This is a genomic window from Pseudomonas sp. KB_12 (assembly GCF_052114545.1).
GTDB classification, from domain to species: domain Bacteria; phylum Pseudomonadota; class Gammaproteobacteria; order Pseudomonadales; family Pseudomonadaceae; genus Aquipseudomonas; species Aquipseudomonas brassicacearum.
In genome coordinates this window covers 85,573-102,852 of sequence record NZ_JBFREY010000015.1, presented here as the reverse complement: position 1 = coordinate 102,852, position 17,280 = coordinate 85,573, and the positions used below count along the sequence as shown (strand labels likewise).

Sequence of the window (17,280 nt, the reverse complement as noted above, 5' to 3'; positions counted from 1 at the left end):
GAAAAGCCCTGCTCTTGCTACAAGATGCGGGGCTTTTTTACGGCTATCGTATGGAGAAACCCAGGACATCCAGCACAAGGAACAGGCGGGCATGCGTCAGCATTCGGTCATCCACACACCGAAACCGAGCGATTACCAGGAACTGACCCAGGTGTGGGAGGCATCGGTACGTGCCACCCACGACTTCCTGCCGGACAGCTACATCGAGCTGCTGAAAAACCTGGTGCTCACCCGTTACCTGGATGCGGTGATGCTTATTTGCACCCGGGACGCGCGTCAGCGGATCACCGGTTTCGCCGGCGTCGCGGCCGGCAAGATCGAGATGCTCTTCATCGACCCGCAACACCGTGGCCAGGGCCTGGGCAAGCAACTGCTGCGCTACGCCATGGAACACCTGAACGCCGATCAACTGGACGTCAACGAGCAGAACCCGCAAGCCCTGGGCTTTTACCTCAAGCAAGGCTTCGAAGTGGTCGGACGCTCGGCGAAAGATGGCATGAACCAACCCTACCCGCTGCTGCACATGCGCTACAAGCAGGCCGGCCTGAAGGCTGGACGCGGCTAAAAACAGCATGAGGCAAATGGACCCGCGATTAACCGGCGCCAGGCAGGTACAATGCCCACCCTCTTTTTGTTACGGCCCCCGTCATGACTGACCCGATTCGTCTCTCCAAACGCCTCATCGAACTCGTCGGCTGTTCCCGTCGGGAGGCTGAGCTGTTCATCGAGGGCGGCTGGGTCACCGTGGATGGCGAAGTGATTGATGAGCCGCAGTTCAAGGTCACCACCCAGAAAGTCGAACTCGACCCCGAGGCCAAGGCCACCGCGCCGGAACCGGTGACTCTCCTGCTCAACGTCCCGGCAGGCACGGATGTGGATACTGCCATGGCGTCCCTTGGGCCGCAGACCCTGAGCGAAGAACATCGCTTCGGCAAACGCCCGCTCAAGGGCCATTTCCTGCGCCTGACCGCCAGCGCCGACCTGCAGGCCAACGCCAGCGGACTGCTGGTGTTCACCCAGGACTGGAAGATCTTGCGCAAGCTCACCGCCGACGCCGCCAAGATCGAGCAGGAATACGTGGTGGAAGTCGAAGGCGAGATGGTCGCCCATGGCCTCAATCGCCTGAACCATGGCTTGACCTACAAGGGCAAGGAGCTGCCGGCGGTCAAGGCCAGCTGGCAGAACGAGAACCGTCTGCGCTTCGCCATGAAAAACCCGCAGCCCGGCGTGATCGCTCTGTTTTGCCAGGCTGTCGGGCTCAAGGTCGTCGCCATTCGCCGCATTCGCATCGGCGGCGTGTCCATCGGCAAGGTGCCGCTGGGCCAGTGGCGTTACCTGTCTGCCAAAGAGAAATTCTAATTTTCCGGCGCCGCACCGAACCGGGGCGCCCACTGCCGATTGATCAGGACTGCACACATGATTCACAACGACGTACTGCGCAGCGTGCGCTACATGCTCGACATCAGCGACAAGAAAGTCATCGAGATCATCAAGCTGGGCGGCCTGGAAGTCTCCCTGGCCGACCTGACGGGCTACCTCAAGAAAGACGAGGAAGAAGGCTTCGTGTTCTGCCCTGACGAGGTCATGGCGCATTTTCTCGATGGCCTGGTGATCTTCAAGCGTGGCAAGGACGAAAGCCGCCCGCCGCAGCCGATCGAAGTGCCGGTGACCAACAACATCATTCTCAAGAAACTGCGAGTGGCGTTCGAGCTGAAGGAAGACGACATGCACGCCATCCTCAAGGCCGCCGAGTTCCCGGTGTCCAAACCGGAACTGAGCGCTCTGTTCCGCAAGTTCGGCCATACCAACTACCGCCCGTGTGGCGACCAGTTGCTGCGCAATTTCCTCAAGGGCCTGACGCTGCGCGTGCGCGGCTGACACCCCGTGACTTACAGCGTCTCCCCCATCGGCTTCGTCCGCTCCTGCTTCAAGGAGAAGTTCGCCATCCCCCGCCAACCACAGTTGGCGCCGGCCGCACGTGGCGTGCTGGAGCTGGTGGCGCCGTTCGATCAGGGTGATGCGGTGCAGGGGTTGGAGCTGGTCAGCCATGTCTGGCTGCTGTTCCTGTTCCACCAGGCCCTGGAAGACAAGCCGCGGTTGAAAGTGCGGCCGCCGCGCCTGGGCGGCAACAAGTCCATGGGTGTATTCGCCACCCGCGCCACCCACCGCCCCAACGGCATCGGCCAATCGGTGGTGAAGCTGGAGCGGGTCGAAGCCGGGCGCCTGTGGATCTCGGGTATCGATTTGCTGGACGGCACACCCGTGCTGGACATCAAGCCCTACGTACCCTACGCCGACATTATCGGCTCGGCCTCCAACAGCATCGCCAGCGCAGCGCCTGAATTGATTCCGGTGCAATGGGCCGACACTGCCCTGCTTCAAGCGCGTGAGCACGCCACGCGCCTGGGAGAGCCCCTGGTGGAGCTGATTGAACAATGCCTGGCCCAAGACCCGCGCCCGGCGTACCAGGTTCCTACCGTCGAACGGGAATATGGCGCGCAGTTCTGGGACCTGGACGTTCGTTGGCATTACCCGCAGGCGGGGTTGATTCGGGTGTTGGAAGTGATTCCGGCGAAACCGTAAACACCAGAAACGAAAAAGCCCGCGCGGCCTTCATCAGGCGGCGCGGGCTTTTTTGTGGGGCATCTGTTGGACCGAGTCGCTGCCATCGCGAGCAAGCTCGCTCCCACAGGTGCGTCTGTGTTGTTCACGCATTTGGATTCAACACAAATCCCCTTGTGGGAGCGAGCTTGCTCGCGATGGCGATCTTTCAGTCACCACAACAGCTTACTTCTCTACAAACGCCCGCTCGATCAGGTAATCACCCGGCTCGCGCATACGCGGCGAAACGGTCAGGCCGAAGCTGTTGAGCACTTCGCTGGTCTCGTCGAGCATGCTCGGGCTGCCGCACAACATCGCGCGGTCGTCCTGCGGGTTGATCGGTGGCAGGCCGATGTCGCGGAACAGTTTGCCGCTGCGCATCAGGTCGGTCAGGCGGCCTTCGTTCTCGAACGGCTCGCGCGTCACGGTCGGGTAGTAGATCAGCTTGTCACGCAGCGCTTCGCCAAAGAACTCGTTCTGCGGCAAGTGTTCGGTGATGAACTCGCGGTAAGCGACTTCATTGACGTAACGCACGCCGTGGCACAGGATCACTTTTTCGAAACGCTCATAGGTTTCCGGATCCTGGATGACGCTCATGAACGGCGCCAGGCCAGTACCGGTGCTGAGCAGGTACAAATGCTTGCCAGGCTTGAGATCGTCCAGCACGAGGGTGCCGGTGGGTTTCTTGCTGATGATGATCTCGTCGCCTTCCTTCAGGTGCTGCAACTGGGAGGTCAGCGGACCATCAGGCACCTTGATGCTGAAGAATTCGAGATGCTCTTCCCAGTTCGGGCTGGCAATCGAGTAAGCGCGCATAAGCGGGCGGCCATTGGGCTGTTGCAGGCCGATCATCACGAACTGACCGTTCTCGAAGCGCAGGCCCGGATCGCGGGTGCACTTGAAGCTGAACAGAGTGTCGTTCCAGTGATGAACACTGAGGACACGCTCGTGGTTCATGTTGCTCATGTACGGGGACTCCTGGGAATAATGCCCGCGCCGATAATCTGCGCAATTGCATCGCATTCTAATGGCGGCGACAATATCTGTTAAATGGATTATTAAGATAAGGGTTATCGGTTATATCGATATGCGATTTACTCTCCGTCAACTTCAAGTCTTCGTCGCCGTCGCCCAGCAGGAAAGCGTGTCTCGCGCTGCGGGTCACCTCAATCTGTCGCAGTCGGCGGCCAGCACCTCCATCACCGAACTGGAGCGGCAATCGAGCTGCCAATTGTTCGATCGTGCCGGCAAGCGCCTGAGCCTCAACGCCCTGGGCAAACAACTGCTGCCCCAGGCAGTGGCGCTGCTGGACCAGGCCAAGGAAATCGAAGACCTGCTCAACGGCAAATCCGGTTTCGGCTCACTAGCGGTCGGTGCCACCCTGACCATCGGCAATTACCTGGCGACCTTGTTGATCGGCGGTTTCATGCAGCGCCATCCAGAAAGCCAGGTGAAGCTGCACGTGCAGAACACTGCCAATATCGTGCACCAGGTTGCTCACTATGAAATTGATCTGGGTCTAATCGAAGGTGACTGCAGCCATCCGGACATCGAGGTACAGAGCTGGGTCGAGGACGAACTGGTGGTGTTCTGTGCCCCCCAACACCCGCTGGCCAAGCGTGGCCAGGCGACCATGGAGGAACTGACCCATGAGGCGTGGATTCTACGGGAACAGGGTTCCGGCACGCGCCTGACCTTCGACCAGGCCATGCGTCACCACCGTAGCGCGCTGAATATCCGCCTGGAGCTGGAACACACCGAAGCGATCAAGCGCGCCGTGGAGTCCGGCCTGGGCATTGGCTGCATCTCACGCCTGGCCCTGCGCGACGCCTTCCGCCGCGGCAGCCTTGTCGCGGTGGAAACCCCGGACATGGACCTGGCGCGGCAGTTTTATTTCATCTGGCATAAACAGAAGTACCAGACCTCGGCCATGCGCGAATTCCTCGAGCTGTGCCGGGCTTTCACCGCCGGGGCCCAGCGCAGCGACGAAATCGTGCTGCCGACCATCGCCTGAGCCGTTACAACAGCACCACGCCCCACACCAACGCGATCATCGTCATGGCGACTAACTGGGCGGCGCTGCCCATGTCCTTGGCATTTTTTGACAATGGGTGCCGCTCCAGGGAGATGCGGTCGATGGCCGCCTCCACCGCCGAGTTGAGCAATTCCACGATCAATGCCAACAGGCACACGGCAATCAGCAGCGCCTGCTCGACACGACTGACGTTCAGGAAGAATGACAACGGAATCAACACGACATTGAGCAACACCAACTGACGGAAAGCTGCTTCGCCGACAAAGGCTGCACGCAGCCCGTCCAAGGAATAGCCGGAGGCGTTGAGGATGCGTTTCAGGCCGGTCTGGCCTTTAAAAGGTGACATAGAGTGGGCTACTGATCTAAAAGGAGTGGAGAAGCTAATTCAAACCCGGTCAAAAAAGCGTGAACCGGAACACTAAGCCTGCGGTGAAATTGACTCAAGTTGTTGCAGCAGCAAGGCCGCCTGGGTCCGGGTGCGCACGTTCAGTTTACGAAAAATCGCCGTGACGTGAGCCTTGATGGTGGCCTCCGAAACGCTCAGTTCGTAGGCAATCTGCTTGTTCAGCAAGCCTTCGCAGACCATGGTCAATACCCGGAACTGCTGCGGCGTGAGACTGGCCAGGCCCTCGCTGGCGGCCTTGGCTTCCTCGGACACGCTCACCGCTTCGAACGCCTGGGGTGGCCAGCAGACGTCGCCGTCCAGGACCGCCTTCACGGCCTTCTGAATCATCTCGAGGGAACTGGACTTGGGTATGAATCCGCTGGCGCCAAACTCCCGGGCCTTGACCATCACCGAGGCTTCTTCCTGCGCCGAGACCATGACCACGGGGATTTGCGGGTATTGGCCCCGCAACAGCACCAGCCCTGAAAAACCATAGGCACCGGGCATGTTCAGGTCCAGCAGCACCAGGTCCCAATCGGCCTTCGCCGTCAACTGCACCTCCAGTTCCGCGATACTGGCCACCTCCGTCAACCGGACAGCCGGGCCGAGGCCCAGGGTCACAGCCTGATGCAACGCGCTGCGAAAGAGCGGGTGGTCATCGGCAATCAGGATTTCGTATGTGGCCATTTTTCAAATGATCCTGTTTTTAATGGCAGGCCCGAGCATTCGCGCCTCGCCAAGACAACTCAAGACACCGCCGTGCAGCGGCATCCACAGGGGCACATTCAACGCCAAACACGGCGTTTCAAACATTGGCGGCGCCCTGGTCGGCGCCAAGCATGCCCAGCGAAGCCGGGGTGGTCAAGCAGCACGGCCGCCACAGTGTCCAGTATGAGCCACTATTGGGCCAATACTGCTTGCGGCGTACGGATAAAGGGTTGCAACTCGGCGTGGGCCGGGGTCGAGACGTTCACCTCCTGCTGGCCCTTGGCGCCCAAGTAATGCTGGCTGAATACATCGAAATAGGCGTCCAGGGCCGAAGCGGCATCGCTGTCCCCCGCCAGCTCCAGACACAATGCCGCCACTTCGGCGGTGCACAGGTGCTCGCTGCGGGTCGAACGACGCAGGCGGTAACGCGACAGTCTGTCGGGCAGCAGGCTCAGGATCGGCAGTCGGTCGAAATACGGGCTTTTACGAAAAATCTTCCGCGCCTCGGTCCAGGTCGCATCCAGCAGAATGAACAGCGGGCGCTTGGAATGATCAAGGTCAACCGTATGGGTAACCCGCGATGGCTCGACGTATTCGCCCGGAAACACCAGGTACGGTTGCCATTGCGGATCGTTCAGCAGCGCCAGCAGTTGCTCGTCGACGTCGGTGCGCGACCAGATGAACGCGTGATTGTCACGCACCACATCGGCAATCAGCCAACCGGTGTTGCTCGGTTTGAACACTTCCTTGTTGGTCATGATCAGGCAGACCCCGGAGCGGGTCTCGACACTCGGACGCCAGGCGCACAGGCAATGGCTCTCGATCACTCGGCAGGCGCTGCAACGGGGCGCGCGCCAGCCACGGGCCTGGATCGGCCTGATCCCTTCATCGATGCGCTGGTCGCGCAGGCGGGCTACGGCGTTAGGGGCGTGATTCATCGTGGGCAACGCCGACAGACAGGAAAACTCGACACGAACAACACTCGGCAGGGCAATAAAGGCCGGCAGTCTACCAGAGCGCACGAGCCTGTACCGTCCACCCTGGCTCCCCTATAATTCCCGGCCACTGAACGCACAGTCATGTGATCGGTCGAACCACCAGTCACTGAACCAGGAGAGTTTCATGCTGCGCCTTATCGTCCCTACCGTTGCCGTTCTGCTGGCGACGTCCTTCAGCGCTCAGGCTGCTTCGCTGAAAGAACTCGAACTGAACAAGATGCTGCAGAACGTCGCCAAGGAAAGTAGCGTCGGTACGCCGCGGGCGATCAACGAAGACATTCTCGACCAGGGTTATACCGTCGAAGGCACCGAGCTGATCAACCATCTCAGTGTGCAAAGCAGTCACGCCCAGAAAATGCGCGCAGACCCCAAGGCTGTGTATTTCCAGTTGGGCTCTACGGTGTGCACCAATCCAGGTTTCCGCAAGTTGATGGCCAAGGGCGCAACCATGCGCTACGAGTTCACCGAGGTTAAGACCAACCGCCCGGTCGCGACCGAGCGCTTCCAGGAATCGGATTGCCCGAAACCGGCCAAGACGAAAAAGTAATCAACCTGAATTTGCGCGCCGCTGCTCATCGTCGGCGCGCAACTCCGCCACCAGCGCCTGCAAGTAACGCGAGCGCCATGCTCGCCCTCCCAACCGACGACAGCATTCTTCCTCAAGACTTACCCGATTGGCCTGTGCCGATTCCCGCAGCATCAGGTACAACTGCCTGTCGAGCTCCAGAGTGACCCTGGTCATTTCTCCCGCCTCCCTGCCCCGATCCGCTTCAATCCATCACGTGGCACCCAACCCCGGGCGTCAAATTGCATTGGCACGCTTGTTATCAGTAAATCAGAGCGGCACGCACCCGGCCGGCAATCTGACGAGCGGCGCGATAGTTCAGCGCATGTATCAGCGGTTGCCAACGGTCACTTTTGAGCGCCATGATCAGGGCAGCAAAGATCGGCATGACGGTCTAGATTCAAAGTATCCATAGTATTTTCATCGGGCAGAAAGAGGCTGCCTGGCCAACACCTTGGCGTGTGATTGTTTTTTATCAAAGGGAAAAGCAGAACCCGCTGGATGGCTTGGTCGCTTTGCTGCAGACCGCGTCAAGCCAGGTCGCCCCCCAGGCCGATGCCTGGGCTGACAACGACACACGGAGTGTCGTGGCCCCGATGAATCTCTCGTCCGGGCCGGGGTCCTGTTAAGAAGGAGAAGCTGAATGCCTTACAAACCGAATGACCTGCTCAGTCGTCATTTTGAGAACCATGGCCACGACCTCACCCGCAAGGTCGAAGAGCAACTCAACCTGGTGTCCCCCAACAGCCCCAACCTCCCCATTTACCGAGACATGATCCTGACCGTGCTGCGCATGGCCCAGGAAGATCACAACCGCTGGAATGCCAAGATCACGCTACAAGCCCTGAGGGAACTGGAACACGCCTTCCGTACCCTCGAGCAGTTCAAGGGCAGGCGCAAGGTCACGGTCTTCGGCTCGGCACGAACGCCCATCGAACATCCGCTGTATGGCCTGGCCCGAGAGCTGGGGGCGGCGCTAGCCCGTTCGGACATGATGGTCATCACCGGCGCCGGCGGTGGCATCATGGCCGCCGCCCATGAAGGCGCGGGGCGCGACCACAGCCTGGGATTCAATATCACCCTGCCTTTCGAGCAACACGCAAACCCGACCGTCGAGGGCACGCCGAACCTGCTGCCGTTCCACTTCTTCTTCACCCGCAAACTGTTTTTCGTCAAAGAGGCCGACGCACTGGTGCTCTGCCCCGGTGGTTTCGGCACGCTTGATGAAGCGCTGGAAGTCCTGACGCTGGTACAGACAGGCAAGAGCCCGCTGGTACCGGTGGTCCTGCTGGATGTTCCAGGGGGCAAGTTCTGGCAAGGAGCCCTGAACTTTATCCGCGAGCAATTGGAGGAAAACCGCTACATCCTGCCCACCGACATGAAGCTGATGCGCCTGGTGTACAACGCCGAAGAGGCCGTGGAAGAAATCAACCAGTTCTACCGCAACTTCCACTCCAGTCGCTGGCTCAAGCATCAGTTCGTGATCCGCATGAACCACAAGCTAAACGAACAAGCGCTACAGCAGATGCAGGGAGAATTCGCCGATTTGTGCCTGAACGACTGTTTTCATCAACATGACTACAGCGGTGAAGAGCACGACGAAGCGCAGTTCAGTCATCTGACGCGACTGGCGTTTGCCTTCAACGCTCGGGATCACGGTCGCTTGAGGGAACTGGTGGACTACATCAACCTGCCGGAAAACTGGGCCCAGCCCGCCCAAAAACCCCATCCCCTCACATGGGAGCCGATCAAGGTAACCTGAGCCCATAAAAAAACGGCCTGCTATCGAAATAGCAGGCCGTTTTTGTTTAGTCATCCATACCACGACCGCTGAACAAGCGGTTGATCATTTCCATGGAGTAACCTCGATACGCAAGGAAACGCCCTTGTTTGGCTCGCTCCCGTGCATCGATGGGTAAATGTCCTGAGAACTTTCGGCGCCAGGTGTCCGTCAGTTGCTCCTGCCAATCGATACCACTTTCGCGCAAGGCAAGTTCGATATCCGGGCGTTGCAAACCACGCTGGCCCAGTTCCTCACGAATTCGCAAAGGACCATAACCGGAGCGAGCGCGATAGGAGACAAAGCTTTCCAGGTAACGGGACTCCGACAGCAAGCCCTCTTCGGTCAAACGGTCGAGGGCGGTGTCGATCAACTCATCGGGAGCGCCGCGCTGACGCAGCTTACGCGTCAGCTCGACTCTACCGTGCTCGCGCCTGGCGAGCAGGTCCATTGCGGTTCGCCGCACCGCGACGAGGGTATCGAGTACGGCGGTCATCGGAGCGATCAGATGTCAGCGTCAGCCAGATCGTCAACGGGCTCGCGATTGGCCACTGCCTTGACGTCTGCAACCGGGCTCAGCAGCTTGTCACGCAGTTGCTTCTCAAGGGCGGCGGCGACTTCCGGGTTGTCCGCCAGGAACTTGGCCGAGTTGGCCTTGCCCTGACCGATCTTGGTGCCATTGTAGGCATACCAGGCGCCCGACTTCTCGACGAAACCGTGCAGCACACCCAGGTCGATCATCTCGCCATTGAGGTAGATGCCCTTGCCGTAAAGAATCTGGAACTCGGCCTGACGGAACGGCGAAGCCACCTTGTTCTTCACGACCTTGACGCGGGTTTCGCTGCCGACAACCTCATCACCTTCTTTCACCGCGCCAGTACGGCGGATATCGAGGCGAACCGAGGCGTAGAACTTCAGCGCGTTACCACCGGTGGTGGTTTCCGGGCTGCCGAACATCACGCCGATCTTCATACGGATCTGGTTGATGAAGATCACCAGGCAGTTGGCGTTCTTGATGTTACCGGTGATCTTGCGCAAGGCCTGGGACATCAGGCGAGCCTGGAGGCCCACGTGCATGTCGCCCATTTCACCTTCGATTTCAGCTTTTGGCACCAGTGCCGCCACGGAGTCGACGATGATCACGTCAACCGCGTTGGAACGCACCAGCATGTCGGTGATTTCCAGGGCCTGTTCGCCGGTGTCCGGCTGGGAAACCAGCAGGTCGTCGACGTTGACACCCAGTTTGCCGGCGTATTCCGGGTCCAGGGCGTGTTCGGCATCGACGAAGGCGCAGGTCGCACCGGCTTTTTGGGCCTGGGCGATCACGGACAAGGTCAGTGTGGTTTTACCGGACGATTCAGGACCGTAGATTTCAACGATCCGGCCTTTTGGCAGGCCGCCGATGCCAAGCGCAATGTCCAGGCCCAGGGAGCCGGTGGAGATGGAAGGAATAGCCTGACGGTCCTGATCGCCCATACGCATTACGGCACCCTTGCCGAATTGACGTTCGATCTGACCCAAGGCCGCAGCCAAGGCTTTCTTCTTGTTGTCGTCCATTAAAGTCCTCACGTAATCAATAAGGCCTGACGGCCAACACCTGTATAAGTAGCCAGTATTATTCCACAGCGATCGGGGATCGCCTACCCCTGATTTGAGATTTCTACGGCGGCATGTTGTAACAGCCCGTCTAGCGCGGCCTTCACCGTTTGTCGGCGGACCTCGTCGCGATTGCCTGGGAAGAATTTCTGCTCGCTGTACACCGTCTCGCCAACAGCCCAGGCCAGCCACACGGTGCCCACCGGTTTACTCGGTGAGCCCCCGTCCGGCCCGGCCACACCGCTGACCGCCACGGCATAACGCGCCAGGCTTTTGCGCTGGGCCCCTTGTGCCATGGCCTCGACCACCTCGCGGCTGACCGCCCCCACCTTCTCGAACAACTCGGCGGGGACATTCAACTGCTGGCTCTTCTGGCGATTGGAATAGGTGACATAACCGGCCTCGAACCAGGCCGAACTCCCGGGAATCCGGGTAATCGCCTCGGCAATTCCCCCGCCCGTACAGGACTCGGCCGTGGTGACGTGGGCATTGAGCAACTGCAGGCGCCTGCCCAGCTCCGCGGCCAGTTCGGTGATGTCGTCCATGGTGCTCTCCTGATTCCACACAATTGAGGCCTACCGTACACGAGCAATGGAAGCTTGCAAGGCTCGTGGGATTAGCGACCCAGCGCTCTGATATAGGCCTGACAGGCCTGCAAGGCAATCAGTCCGCGATCACCGGCGTCGGTGATGGCGATAATTCGTTGAGCATGCGCCGGGTCAAGTCGGGCGCGTGGGGCGCCATGATCCACGCCGCCGGCGCGGGTGGCGGCAGGCACTGCACAACTGGCGGCAACATCGTCGGCGTCGAGGAGGACTGACAGCCGGACATCGGCAGTAGCAAGGCGATCGCGCAGGCGATCCTGGTCACGTTGGGCATCGCTCAAGGCTCGGTAATGGGTTTGTTCGCTGGTGGTGAGTTGCTGTTCAAGGGCGAGGCGTTTGTCTGTTTCGTGCTGCCGCGCGGTAGCCTCCGACAAGGTCAACTGACGCAGGGTTTCGGCTTGAAGCCTGGCCTGCTCCGCCAATGCCTTGCCGTAGCGCCAATCCTGGATTTTCCACGTCACACCGGCCGCCGACAGCAGAAGCGCCAGCATGAGCACCGGAGCGAGTCTCATTACGACGGGGTTCATCCCAGCACCTTCAACGCCTGCGCATAAAGAGCCCGACGCTCCGACGCGCCGTTCTGACCGCCGTTGATCCGCTGCGTGATCTTGTCGAAAAGTCCCGCGTCAGCCAGGGTATTGAGCCCGTGGGCCGCCCAGAACCAAGCCGCCGAATAAGCGGCCCACTGCGGCAGCTCCAGCAACCCCGGTTCACTGATCAGGTCCAGGCCTAAGGCTTCGCCGCACTCTTGATAATTGGCCCGGCCGGTAATCTGAATCAAACCCCGACCCCGGTACTTCTGGCCATCACCATCGGCTTGCGGCGTGTTACCCAGGCGCAGGGCCAATGGACCGGTGTCGTATTTCGACAGATAGGCATTGTTGCCCAACTCGCGCACGTAGCGTAGTTGACCGGACTCATGACCCACCTGGGCAATGAACGCGGCAACACGCTTCGAGCCGATGACCTGATAATGACCCATGGCTACGTTCAGCACAGGTGCAAAAACGCCGGCATTAGCGCCGGCGTTCGGGAGGATCTGCAGCAGTTGTACCTGCGTGATTGGCATGGTGTTCTCCTTGACGCAGTTGAAGGACATCTTGAAAAATGACAAATCGGCATAGACAGCGCAGGAAGCACCGCTATATTCAGCCGCTCACACCCATCGGAACGATTTGATGAAAACGAAGGATCTCAGCAAACTTGCGGTTGATGGAGTCCTTTGCATCAGCCTCAGGGAGCGACAGGACCGCAGGGATTTGCTGATCAAATCCATGAAGAACTCAGGATTGGACATAGAGTTCGTGCTGGTGGATGCAGACAGGGAAAACCCGGTCAGAGGCTGTTTCGAGTCGCACGTGAAATGCGCAAATCTCGCACTACAGCGCAACTACACAAGCGTTTTGATTCTTGAAGACGACGCGCTTCAGTACGCCTTCGCTCCGAGTGCAGTCAATCACATCAACAAATTCATCACATCAACAGACTTCGCCACTCTCTATATGGGTTACACCATGGGGAAAATATGGCTCACTTGGCACCGTATCATCGCTCGAAGGCGGGTTACCGCACTACATGCGTATATACTTAGCCGACGAGGTCGTGAAGAGTTTTCAAGACTTGAATTTAAATCGGAGCCTGTCGATAGAGCGGTAAGGCAACAGATCAAGCAACACTACGTGTTCCCCATGATGTTTGGGCAACAATCTGCACATCTGACGTCCAGCGACATAGAAAGCGTTGTTTGTAATGACGATGAGTTTTGGCGCAGAAATTGGAACAGGCGCATTAAGTCGACAGCAAAAAACTTATATATGACTGTGTTTCACAGGAGTGTTTAGTCAATCAAGAACCTGACCTACACGTGCACCCCTAGGGCAGCGGCGCTTTCATAGTAAAATTTTATAGATCCCCATGAAAAATTCCAAAGCCACAAAGGAACCTGATCCAATGGACATTAACATCATAGTAAGCCTTTATAAAAAACAGGAAATTAGCGCGCAGCAGGCATTCGAGCTGTTGCAAGAAAACAACCTACTACCTGAGGCCCTCATGCAACTGCTAGTGAATTTGCATGACGAAAGGGAAGCGCTCAACTCGCTATCGCAATAGGAAAAGCATTTCAAGGAGATAAAGAGATACTTCTCCAGATTTGATTGGTGCGCCCCATTATATGGAGGCGCCCTTTCAACGGATCAGTATTTGATTACGTATAGCAGCGCTACGTTTCTAGGTCGTGTTTCATTTCCCCCGGAAGCAGCGACAGTGATTAGGTGCGCATGGTCACCAGCAGATGCGGCAGCGGCAGATATAGTATGGGTATGATCACCGGCTGGCGCAGCAGAAGCAGTAACGGTATGTGTGTGGGCACCGGCTGACGCAGCAGTGCCTGAAATGCTGTGCGTATGATCTCCGGCAGATGGGATAAATGGTCTCGCGCTTTGTGTTCCCGCAGTGTTACCAACGATGGAATTCGAGTTCGCTCCTGTACCGATATCTCCAAACCCACCAATATTTGCATTGTGTGCATGAGCGCCCGCACTATCAGTACTACCAGACAATGTATGTGTATGCGCCCCACTCGAAGCGGCGGCGGCACTAAGCGTGTGTGTGTGCGTCCCATTAATTTCCGCAGTAGCACTTAGGGTGTGGGTATGGGACCCAACGTTAGAGGCCGTTGCAGTGTGGATATGTGAAGCGTTCTGCCCTGCCTGCGCAGTACCCAAAACCCTCCCTGAATCAACTCCCCGCCCGTCATCCCAACCCCGGATGAACTCGCCACGCAAGTCCGGCAAGGCAAAGGTCGTGCTGCCATCACCCGCCCCGAAACGCGTACTTATCGCCGCAAACAATGCCGCGTACTGTGCACGAGACACCAAAGCACCGTTGCATTTGAGCCAGCCTTGGGGCGGTTCCGCTGTCGCTACAACTTTGATGTCACCTACATCACTGCCCGAATCTTTGGTCATCCCAGTGCTGGCAATCATCACCCACGCGCCGCTTCCGATGGTGCTATTCCACTGCACCCAAACGTCGCCACCGACGGCAACTTCCCCACTTTGAATGGCGTTATGGTCCAGCCCAACGATTGGCTTGGCCTGCAGTCCATTTGGGGCGAAAGTACTGGCACCGGTATTGGCACGGGCTGCTTTGAAACGCAGTATCAAACCATCAACCAGCGCCAAGGGCGCAGGTTTGTAAGTGGCGCTGTAAGCATTGGCGGTGCCGGTGTCCAACGCATAATCGACCAATCCCGACTGATTGATTTTGCGCACAGCCAACAGCAACTGCCCTAGGTCGGTTTCGTCAGGAACCATCCCTGCCCCAGTAATGACCCCCAATAGCTCCTGCGTAACAGAATTGCCCCAAGCCGCCGGAATCAATGAGCCTGGTGCACCGGTCACCGGATTCTCATCGACAAACTTGCCATTGACCAAGCCTACACTGGGCACGCTTTTTGGATAATCCATTTTCTACTCCTTAGTCATAATTGATGTGCACCTGCGCATGAGCGGGTGCGCTGCGGTGGATCAGGCATTCCAAGGCAGAGCCTGGGTTCATGCCGAAGCGTTCGCCCCAATAGCTGGCGCCAAAACGACGGCCAAGCGAGAGGCGTCCACCGGTGTTGAGGGTCCACATGAATTGCACTTGCCAGGTTCCGAAATACGCCTGACCGAACCGCGAAAGCCCCATGCGTGGCGCACGATGCTCAGTCACAGTTGCGTTGGGATACCCCTGGCTCTTGGCGATTTCCACGTAATAGGCAATGGCCTGGCTACCGACCGCCAACAACCGCCGACGCACCGCCAAGCGACGATCGTCATACAACGGCGTGGCGCCCAGGCACGGGTCAGGCAGGTTCATCACCCGTTCCCAGTCCGGCACCAGTTCACTCACGCCCGCCGGGTCCATCTCGTTGAGCAGGTCGGCGGCACGGGCGTCGAGGCGGGCCAGCTCCTGGGCGATGCCTTGCAGCACTTCGTCCAGTTCCGGCACGCGCTCCGGATCCCACGCTGGGCCACTGGGCAGCAGGCTGCGCAGTTGCGCCTGGTACTGTTCGGCGGTTCTTATTCCAGCCATGTGCAGCCTCCGAACGTCAGCAACTGGTTGCTGGCGGCGACGACATCGGCGATAGGTGCGCTGAGTTTGTGGTCGGTTTCGCCGGTGGCGCTGCTGATGGCTTCAGCGATATGACTGAGCAACAGCGTTTCGCCGAGGCCAGCTTCACGATTGTGCAAGTCGCGCAGTTGCGCCTCGATGGCGGCCCGTACGGCACTGGTATCCGGGATGATGCGCAGCCTGTAGTTCACCGGTACCTGCGTCGGCGCCAGCACCTGCAGCTCGGCGGTCACCGGGCGCAAGGGCTCGATGTAGGCCCGCACCTCTTCCAATTGCTCGGCGTTGGGGATCGGTTGCGGATCGTCGTCCCGCATCACGAACAGGCCGACAGTGCCCGGTCCCAGGTAGCTGCCCCGGCACCACGCGCGGGTAATGCCAGGGCACTCCAGGGCCCAGGTCTCATAATCCTGGGCCGAACCGCCGTGAGGAATGACGCGATAGGAACGGATCACCCGCGCCCGCAGGGATTCGAGGCTCTCCCGGGCGACACCGCCGGTCAGCCCCGGTGCCAACACGGTGAAGCTGCTGCCAATGCCGAGGATCGGTTGGACTGGTGTCAGCACCAGGCCGGCGTCGGCGTTGCCCAGGCTGCCAGCGTCCAGTGCGGCAATGGTGGTGCTGTTCAGGCCATTGCTGGTAGTGCGGGCGGTGGTCACTTTGAATGTGCGGCCATCGGCGGATTGCAACAGCGTGTCGACATCCAGTACCGCGCCAGCGGTGGCGGTGAAACTGACACTGCCGATGGCCACCTGGGCCGCTTTGCGCGCCTGGTTCAGGCGCAGGGCAGCGATGCGTTCAAGGGTGGATTCATCGGCCTTGTCCGGCAGGATCTGCTCGGCGATCCAGTCCAGGTAGCCGTACAGGCCGTAGGCGGCGCCACCCAGGGTGCGGGCCAGCACTTGGGCATCGGACTGGCGCAGCGAATCGCTGGCCAGGTCGCTTTGGGCGCGTTTGATCAGCACCGGCAGCGAAGGGGTTTCAAACGGCATAGGTCACCTGCCAACTGTTATCGGGGTTGATGTCCAGGCGCTCGCCGTCCGCCAGGGTCAGGACCGTGCGCAGGTTCAGGCGCTGGGCGTCGAGGCGTTCGCTGATGATGTCGATGGCACTGCAGTGGCCGTCGTCGATCAGCCATTGCAAGGCTTCGCGGGCATAGAATTCGGCGTCGAGCTGGGTCTGGCGGGTCAGCTTGACCCGGCGCAACAGCCACAGTCGCGAGCCGATGCGGTCGTCGGCCACGGTGGGAAAGGTGTCGCCCCACCAGCCGAAACGTTCTTCATCATCGACGGCATCGTCGTCGGCGGCGCGGCGCCAGGTGAACAGGCTGATCAGCACCGAGCGGGTCAGCGCGGCGTGGAGGTTCTGGCTGATGAACATCATTGGCCTCCCGCCGGCGCGCCGGTCTGGCCGTTGCCGGCCTGAACGCCGACATGCACGTGTTTGATCTGGCTGATGCCGCCAGCGATCTGGTCGCCTTGGGAGACGATCTTGCCGGTGTGATTGATGACCGGGCTGTCGATGTTCACCGCGCTGCTGGCGCGGATGTTCAGGGTCGCGGTTTGGATGTCGATGACACGACCACGCTTGAAATGGAGTTTGTCGCCTTCGTCGGTGTAGAGCGCCACTTCGCCAGGGGCCAGGGCCTGGAGGCGAAAACGACGATCGGCGACCACCAGGACCACGGCGTGGGAACGGTCGCCCCCCAGGAACGTGGCAATGCCCTCGGCACCGGCCAGCGGGTTACTGGTGAAGCCGTAGGGCTCGAAGTGCTCCATGTCATCGTTCACTTCGCCAGCGGTGAGGCGCATTTGCAGCGACTGCAACTTGGTGGCCGAATTGGCGAGCACGACAGTGCCACGCGCCAGGAGGCGGGTCAGTAGGCTCATTG

General features: G+C 59.5%; 25 protein-coding genes. 9 read left to right on the top strand and 16 right to left on the bottom strand.

The genetic code is table 11. From position 1 onward, the window contains the following. The first annotated feature begins 91 nt into the window (after positions 1-91). The 4 genes from AB4Z20_RS14400 (at position 92) to tsaA (ending at position 2,583) form a co-directional block, all read left to right on the top strand. Entirely contained in the window at positions 92-565 is a 474-nt protein-coding gene (locus tag AB4Z20_RS14400; RefSeq protein ID WP_258690467.1) for a GNAT family N-acetyltransferase, read from the top strand. Between the two features lie 83 nt (positions 566-648). Beyond that, positions 649-1,359, top strand: coding sequence for an rRNA pseudouridine synthase (locus AB4Z20_RS14395; RefSeq protein WP_003198375.1), 711 nt, complete (start codon positions 649-651; stop codon positions 1,357-1,359). A 57-nt stretch (positions 1,360-1,416) separates the two neighbouring features. Next, the gene (locus tag AB4Z20_RS14390) at positions 1,417-1,878 is read left to right on the top strand and encodes a DUF1456 family protein (RefSeq protein WP_003198373.1); all 462 of its coding nucleotides are present in this window, start codon (positions 1,417-1,419) and stop codon (positions 1,876-1,878) included. 6 nt (positions 1,879-1,884) lie between these two features. Next, entirely contained in the window at positions 1,885-2,583 is a 699-nt protein-coding gene (gene tsaA, locus AB4Z20_RS14385; protein WP_442090137.1) for a tRNA (N6-threonylcarbamoyladenosine(37)-N6)-methyltransferase TrmO, read from the top strand. 204 nt (positions 2,584-2,787) lie between these two features. Here the strand turns inward: tsaA and fpr are convergent, their stop codons facing one another. After that, on the bottom strand, positions 2,788-3,567 hold the full coding sequence (fpr, locus tag AB4Z20_RS14380; protein WP_003184787.1) for a ferredoxin-NADP reductase: 780 nt from the start codon (positions 3,565-3,567) through the stop codon (positions 2,788-2,790). 121 nt (positions 3,568-3,688) lie between these two features. On the opposite strand from fpr, the gene AB4Z20_RS14375 reads away from it, so the two are divergent. Beyond that, on the top strand, positions 3,689-4,615 hold the full coding sequence (locus AB4Z20_RS14375; protein WP_003198364.1) for a LysR family transcriptional regulator: 927 nt from the start codon (positions 3,689-3,691) through the stop codon (positions 4,613-4,615). A gap of 4 nt (positions 4,616-4,619) precedes the next feature. On the opposite strand, the gene AB4Z20_RS14370 is transcribed toward AB4Z20_RS14375, so the two are convergent. From AB4Z20_RS14370 to AB4Z20_RS14360, 3 genes are all read right to left on the bottom strand, one after another. Then, positions 4,620-4,982 (bottom strand): diacylglycerol kinase, encoded by a 363-nt coding sequence (locus AB4Z20_RS14370; protein ID WP_258690465.1) that lies wholly within the window; start codon positions 4,980-4,982, stop codon positions 4,620-4,622. Positions 4,983-5,054: 72 nt separating this feature from the next. Next, positions 5,055-5,708 carry a response regulator transcription factor ErdR gene (gene erdR / locus AB4Z20_RS14365; protein WP_046064978.1) on the bottom strand — a complete coding sequence of 218 codons (654 nt, stop codon included), beginning with the start codon at positions 5,706-5,708 and terminating at the stop codon, positions 5,055-5,057. A gap of 212 nt (positions 5,709-5,920) precedes the next feature. Then, positions 5,921-6,667 carry a tRNA-uridine aminocarboxypropyltransferase gene (locus tag AB4Z20_RS14360; RefSeq protein ID WP_003198361.1) on the bottom strand — a complete coding sequence of 249 codons (747 nt, stop codon included), beginning with the start codon at positions 6,665-6,667 and terminating at the stop codon, positions 5,921-5,923. A gap of 184 nt (positions 6,668-6,851) precedes the next feature. On the opposite strand from AB4Z20_RS14360, the gene AB4Z20_RS14355 reads away from it, so the two are divergent. Next, positions 6,852-7,274, top strand: coding sequence for a quorum-sensing-regulated virulence factor family protein (locus tag AB4Z20_RS14355; RefSeq protein WP_003198359.1), 423 nt, complete (start codon positions 6,852-6,854; stop codon positions 7,272-7,274). On the opposite strand, the gene AB4Z20_RS14350 is transcribed toward AB4Z20_RS14355, so the two are convergent. Both AB4Z20_RS14350 and AB4Z20_RS14345 read right to left on the bottom strand, forming a co-directional pair. Further along, positions 7,275-7,469 carry a hypothetical protein gene (locus AB4Z20_RS14350; protein WP_024617640.1) on the bottom strand — a complete coding sequence of 65 codons (195 nt, stop codon included), beginning with the start codon at positions 7,467-7,469 and terminating at the stop codon, positions 7,275-7,277. A gap of 85 nt (positions 7,470-7,554) precedes the next feature. Continuing rightward, positions 7,555-7,680 carry a hypothetical protein gene (locus AB4Z20_RS14345; RefSeq protein WP_284731376.1) on the bottom strand — a complete coding sequence of 42 codons (126 nt, stop codon included), beginning with the start codon at positions 7,678-7,680 and terminating at the stop codon, positions 7,555-7,557. A gap of 255 nt (positions 7,681-7,935) precedes the next feature. On the opposite strand from AB4Z20_RS14345, the gene AB4Z20_RS14340 reads away from it, so the two are divergent. Continuing rightward, positions 7,936-9,054 carry a TIGR00730 family Rossman fold protein gene (locus AB4Z20_RS14340; RefSeq protein ID WP_072343282.1) on the top strand — a complete coding sequence of 373 codons (1,119 nt, stop codon included), beginning with the start codon at positions 7,936-7,938 and terminating at the stop codon, positions 9,052-9,054. A 46-nt stretch (positions 9,055-9,100) separates the two neighbouring features. On the opposite strand, the gene recX is transcribed toward AB4Z20_RS14340, so the two are convergent. From recX to AB4Z20_RS14315, 5 genes are all read right to left on the bottom strand, one after another. After that, positions 9,101-9,568, bottom strand: coding sequence for a recombination regulator RecX (gene recX / locus AB4Z20_RS14335; protein ID WP_018607949.1), 468 nt, complete (start codon positions 9,566-9,568; stop codon positions 9,101-9,103). An 8-nt stretch (positions 9,569-9,576) separates the two neighbouring features. Next, positions 9,577-10,629, bottom strand: coding sequence for a recombinase RecA (gene recA / locus AB4Z20_RS14330; RefSeq protein ID WP_018607950.1), 1,053 nt, complete (start codon positions 10,627-10,629; stop codon positions 9,577-9,579). Positions 10,630-10,712: 83 nt separating this feature from the next. Beyond that, on the bottom strand, positions 10,713-11,213 hold the full coding sequence (locus tag AB4Z20_RS14325; RefSeq protein ID WP_253471950.1) for a CinA family protein: 501 nt from the start codon (positions 11,211-11,213) through the stop codon (positions 10,713-10,715). Positions 11,214-11,284: 71 nt separating this feature from the next. Then, positions 11,285-11,785: a lysis system i-spanin subunit Rz gene (locus AB4Z20_RS14320; protein WP_442090160.1), complete on the bottom strand. Its 501-nt coding sequence runs from the start codon at positions 11,783-11,785 to the stop codon at positions 11,285-11,287. A gap of 11 nt (positions 11,786-11,796) precedes the next feature. Next, complete coding sequence (locus tag AB4Z20_RS14315; protein WP_253471946.1) at positions 11,797-12,342, bottom strand: glycoside hydrolase family 19 protein; 546 nt, start codon at positions 12,340-12,342, stop codon at positions 11,797-11,799. A 109-nt stretch (positions 12,343-12,451) separates the two neighbouring features. On the opposite strand from AB4Z20_RS14315, the gene AB4Z20_RS14310 reads away from it, so the two are divergent. Together AB4Z20_RS14310 and AB4Z20_RS14305 are read left to right on the top strand one after the other, a co-directional pair. After that, positions 12,452-13,114, top strand: a complete 663-nt coding sequence (locus AB4Z20_RS14310) for a hypothetical protein (protein WP_442090136.1) — start codon at positions 12,452-12,454, stop codon at positions 13,112-13,114. 109 nt (positions 13,115-13,223) lie between these two features. Beyond that, entirely contained in the window at positions 13,224-13,385 is a 162-nt protein-coding gene (locus AB4Z20_RS14305; RefSeq protein WP_442090135.1) for a hypothetical protein, read from the top strand. An 83-nt stretch (positions 13,386-13,468) separates the two neighbouring features. Here AB4Z20_RS14305 and AB4Z20_RS14300 read toward each other — a convergent pair whose 3' ends face one another. From AB4Z20_RS14300 to AB4Z20_RS14280, 5 genes are read right to left on the bottom strand one after another with little or no spacing between them, the layout of a single operon-like run. Then, positions 13,469-14,743, bottom strand: coding sequence for a phage tail protein (locus AB4Z20_RS14300; RefSeq protein ID WP_253471942.1), 1,275 nt, complete (start codon positions 14,741-14,743; stop codon positions 13,469-13,471). Between the two features lie 10 nt (positions 14,744-14,753). Next, positions 14,754-15,353 carry a YmfQ family protein gene (locus AB4Z20_RS14295; protein ID WP_253471940.1) on the bottom strand — a complete coding sequence of 200 codons (600 nt, stop codon included), beginning with the start codon at positions 15,351-15,353 and terminating at the stop codon, positions 14,754-14,756. Beyond that, positions 15,341-16,381, bottom strand: coding sequence for a baseplate J/gp47 family protein (locus tag AB4Z20_RS14290; RefSeq protein WP_253471938.1), 1,041 nt, complete (start codon positions 16,379-16,381; stop codon positions 15,341-15,343). The genes AB4Z20_RS14295 and AB4Z20_RS14290 overlap by 13 nt, the downstream gene beginning before the upstream one ends. Continuing rightward, positions 16,371-16,769, bottom strand: coding sequence for a phage GP46 family protein (locus AB4Z20_RS14285; RefSeq protein WP_028237197.1), 399 nt, complete (start codon positions 16,767-16,769; stop codon positions 16,371-16,373). The genes AB4Z20_RS14290 and AB4Z20_RS14285 overlap by 11 nt, the downstream gene beginning before the upstream one ends. Then, a complete protein-coding gene (locus tag AB4Z20_RS14280) occupies positions 16,769-17,278 on the bottom strand; it encodes a phage baseplate assembly protein V (protein WP_028237198.1) in 510 nt (169 codons plus the stop codon). The genes AB4Z20_RS14285 and AB4Z20_RS14280 overlap by 1 nt, the downstream gene beginning before the upstream one ends. Positions 17,279-17,280: the final 2 nt, after the last annotated feature.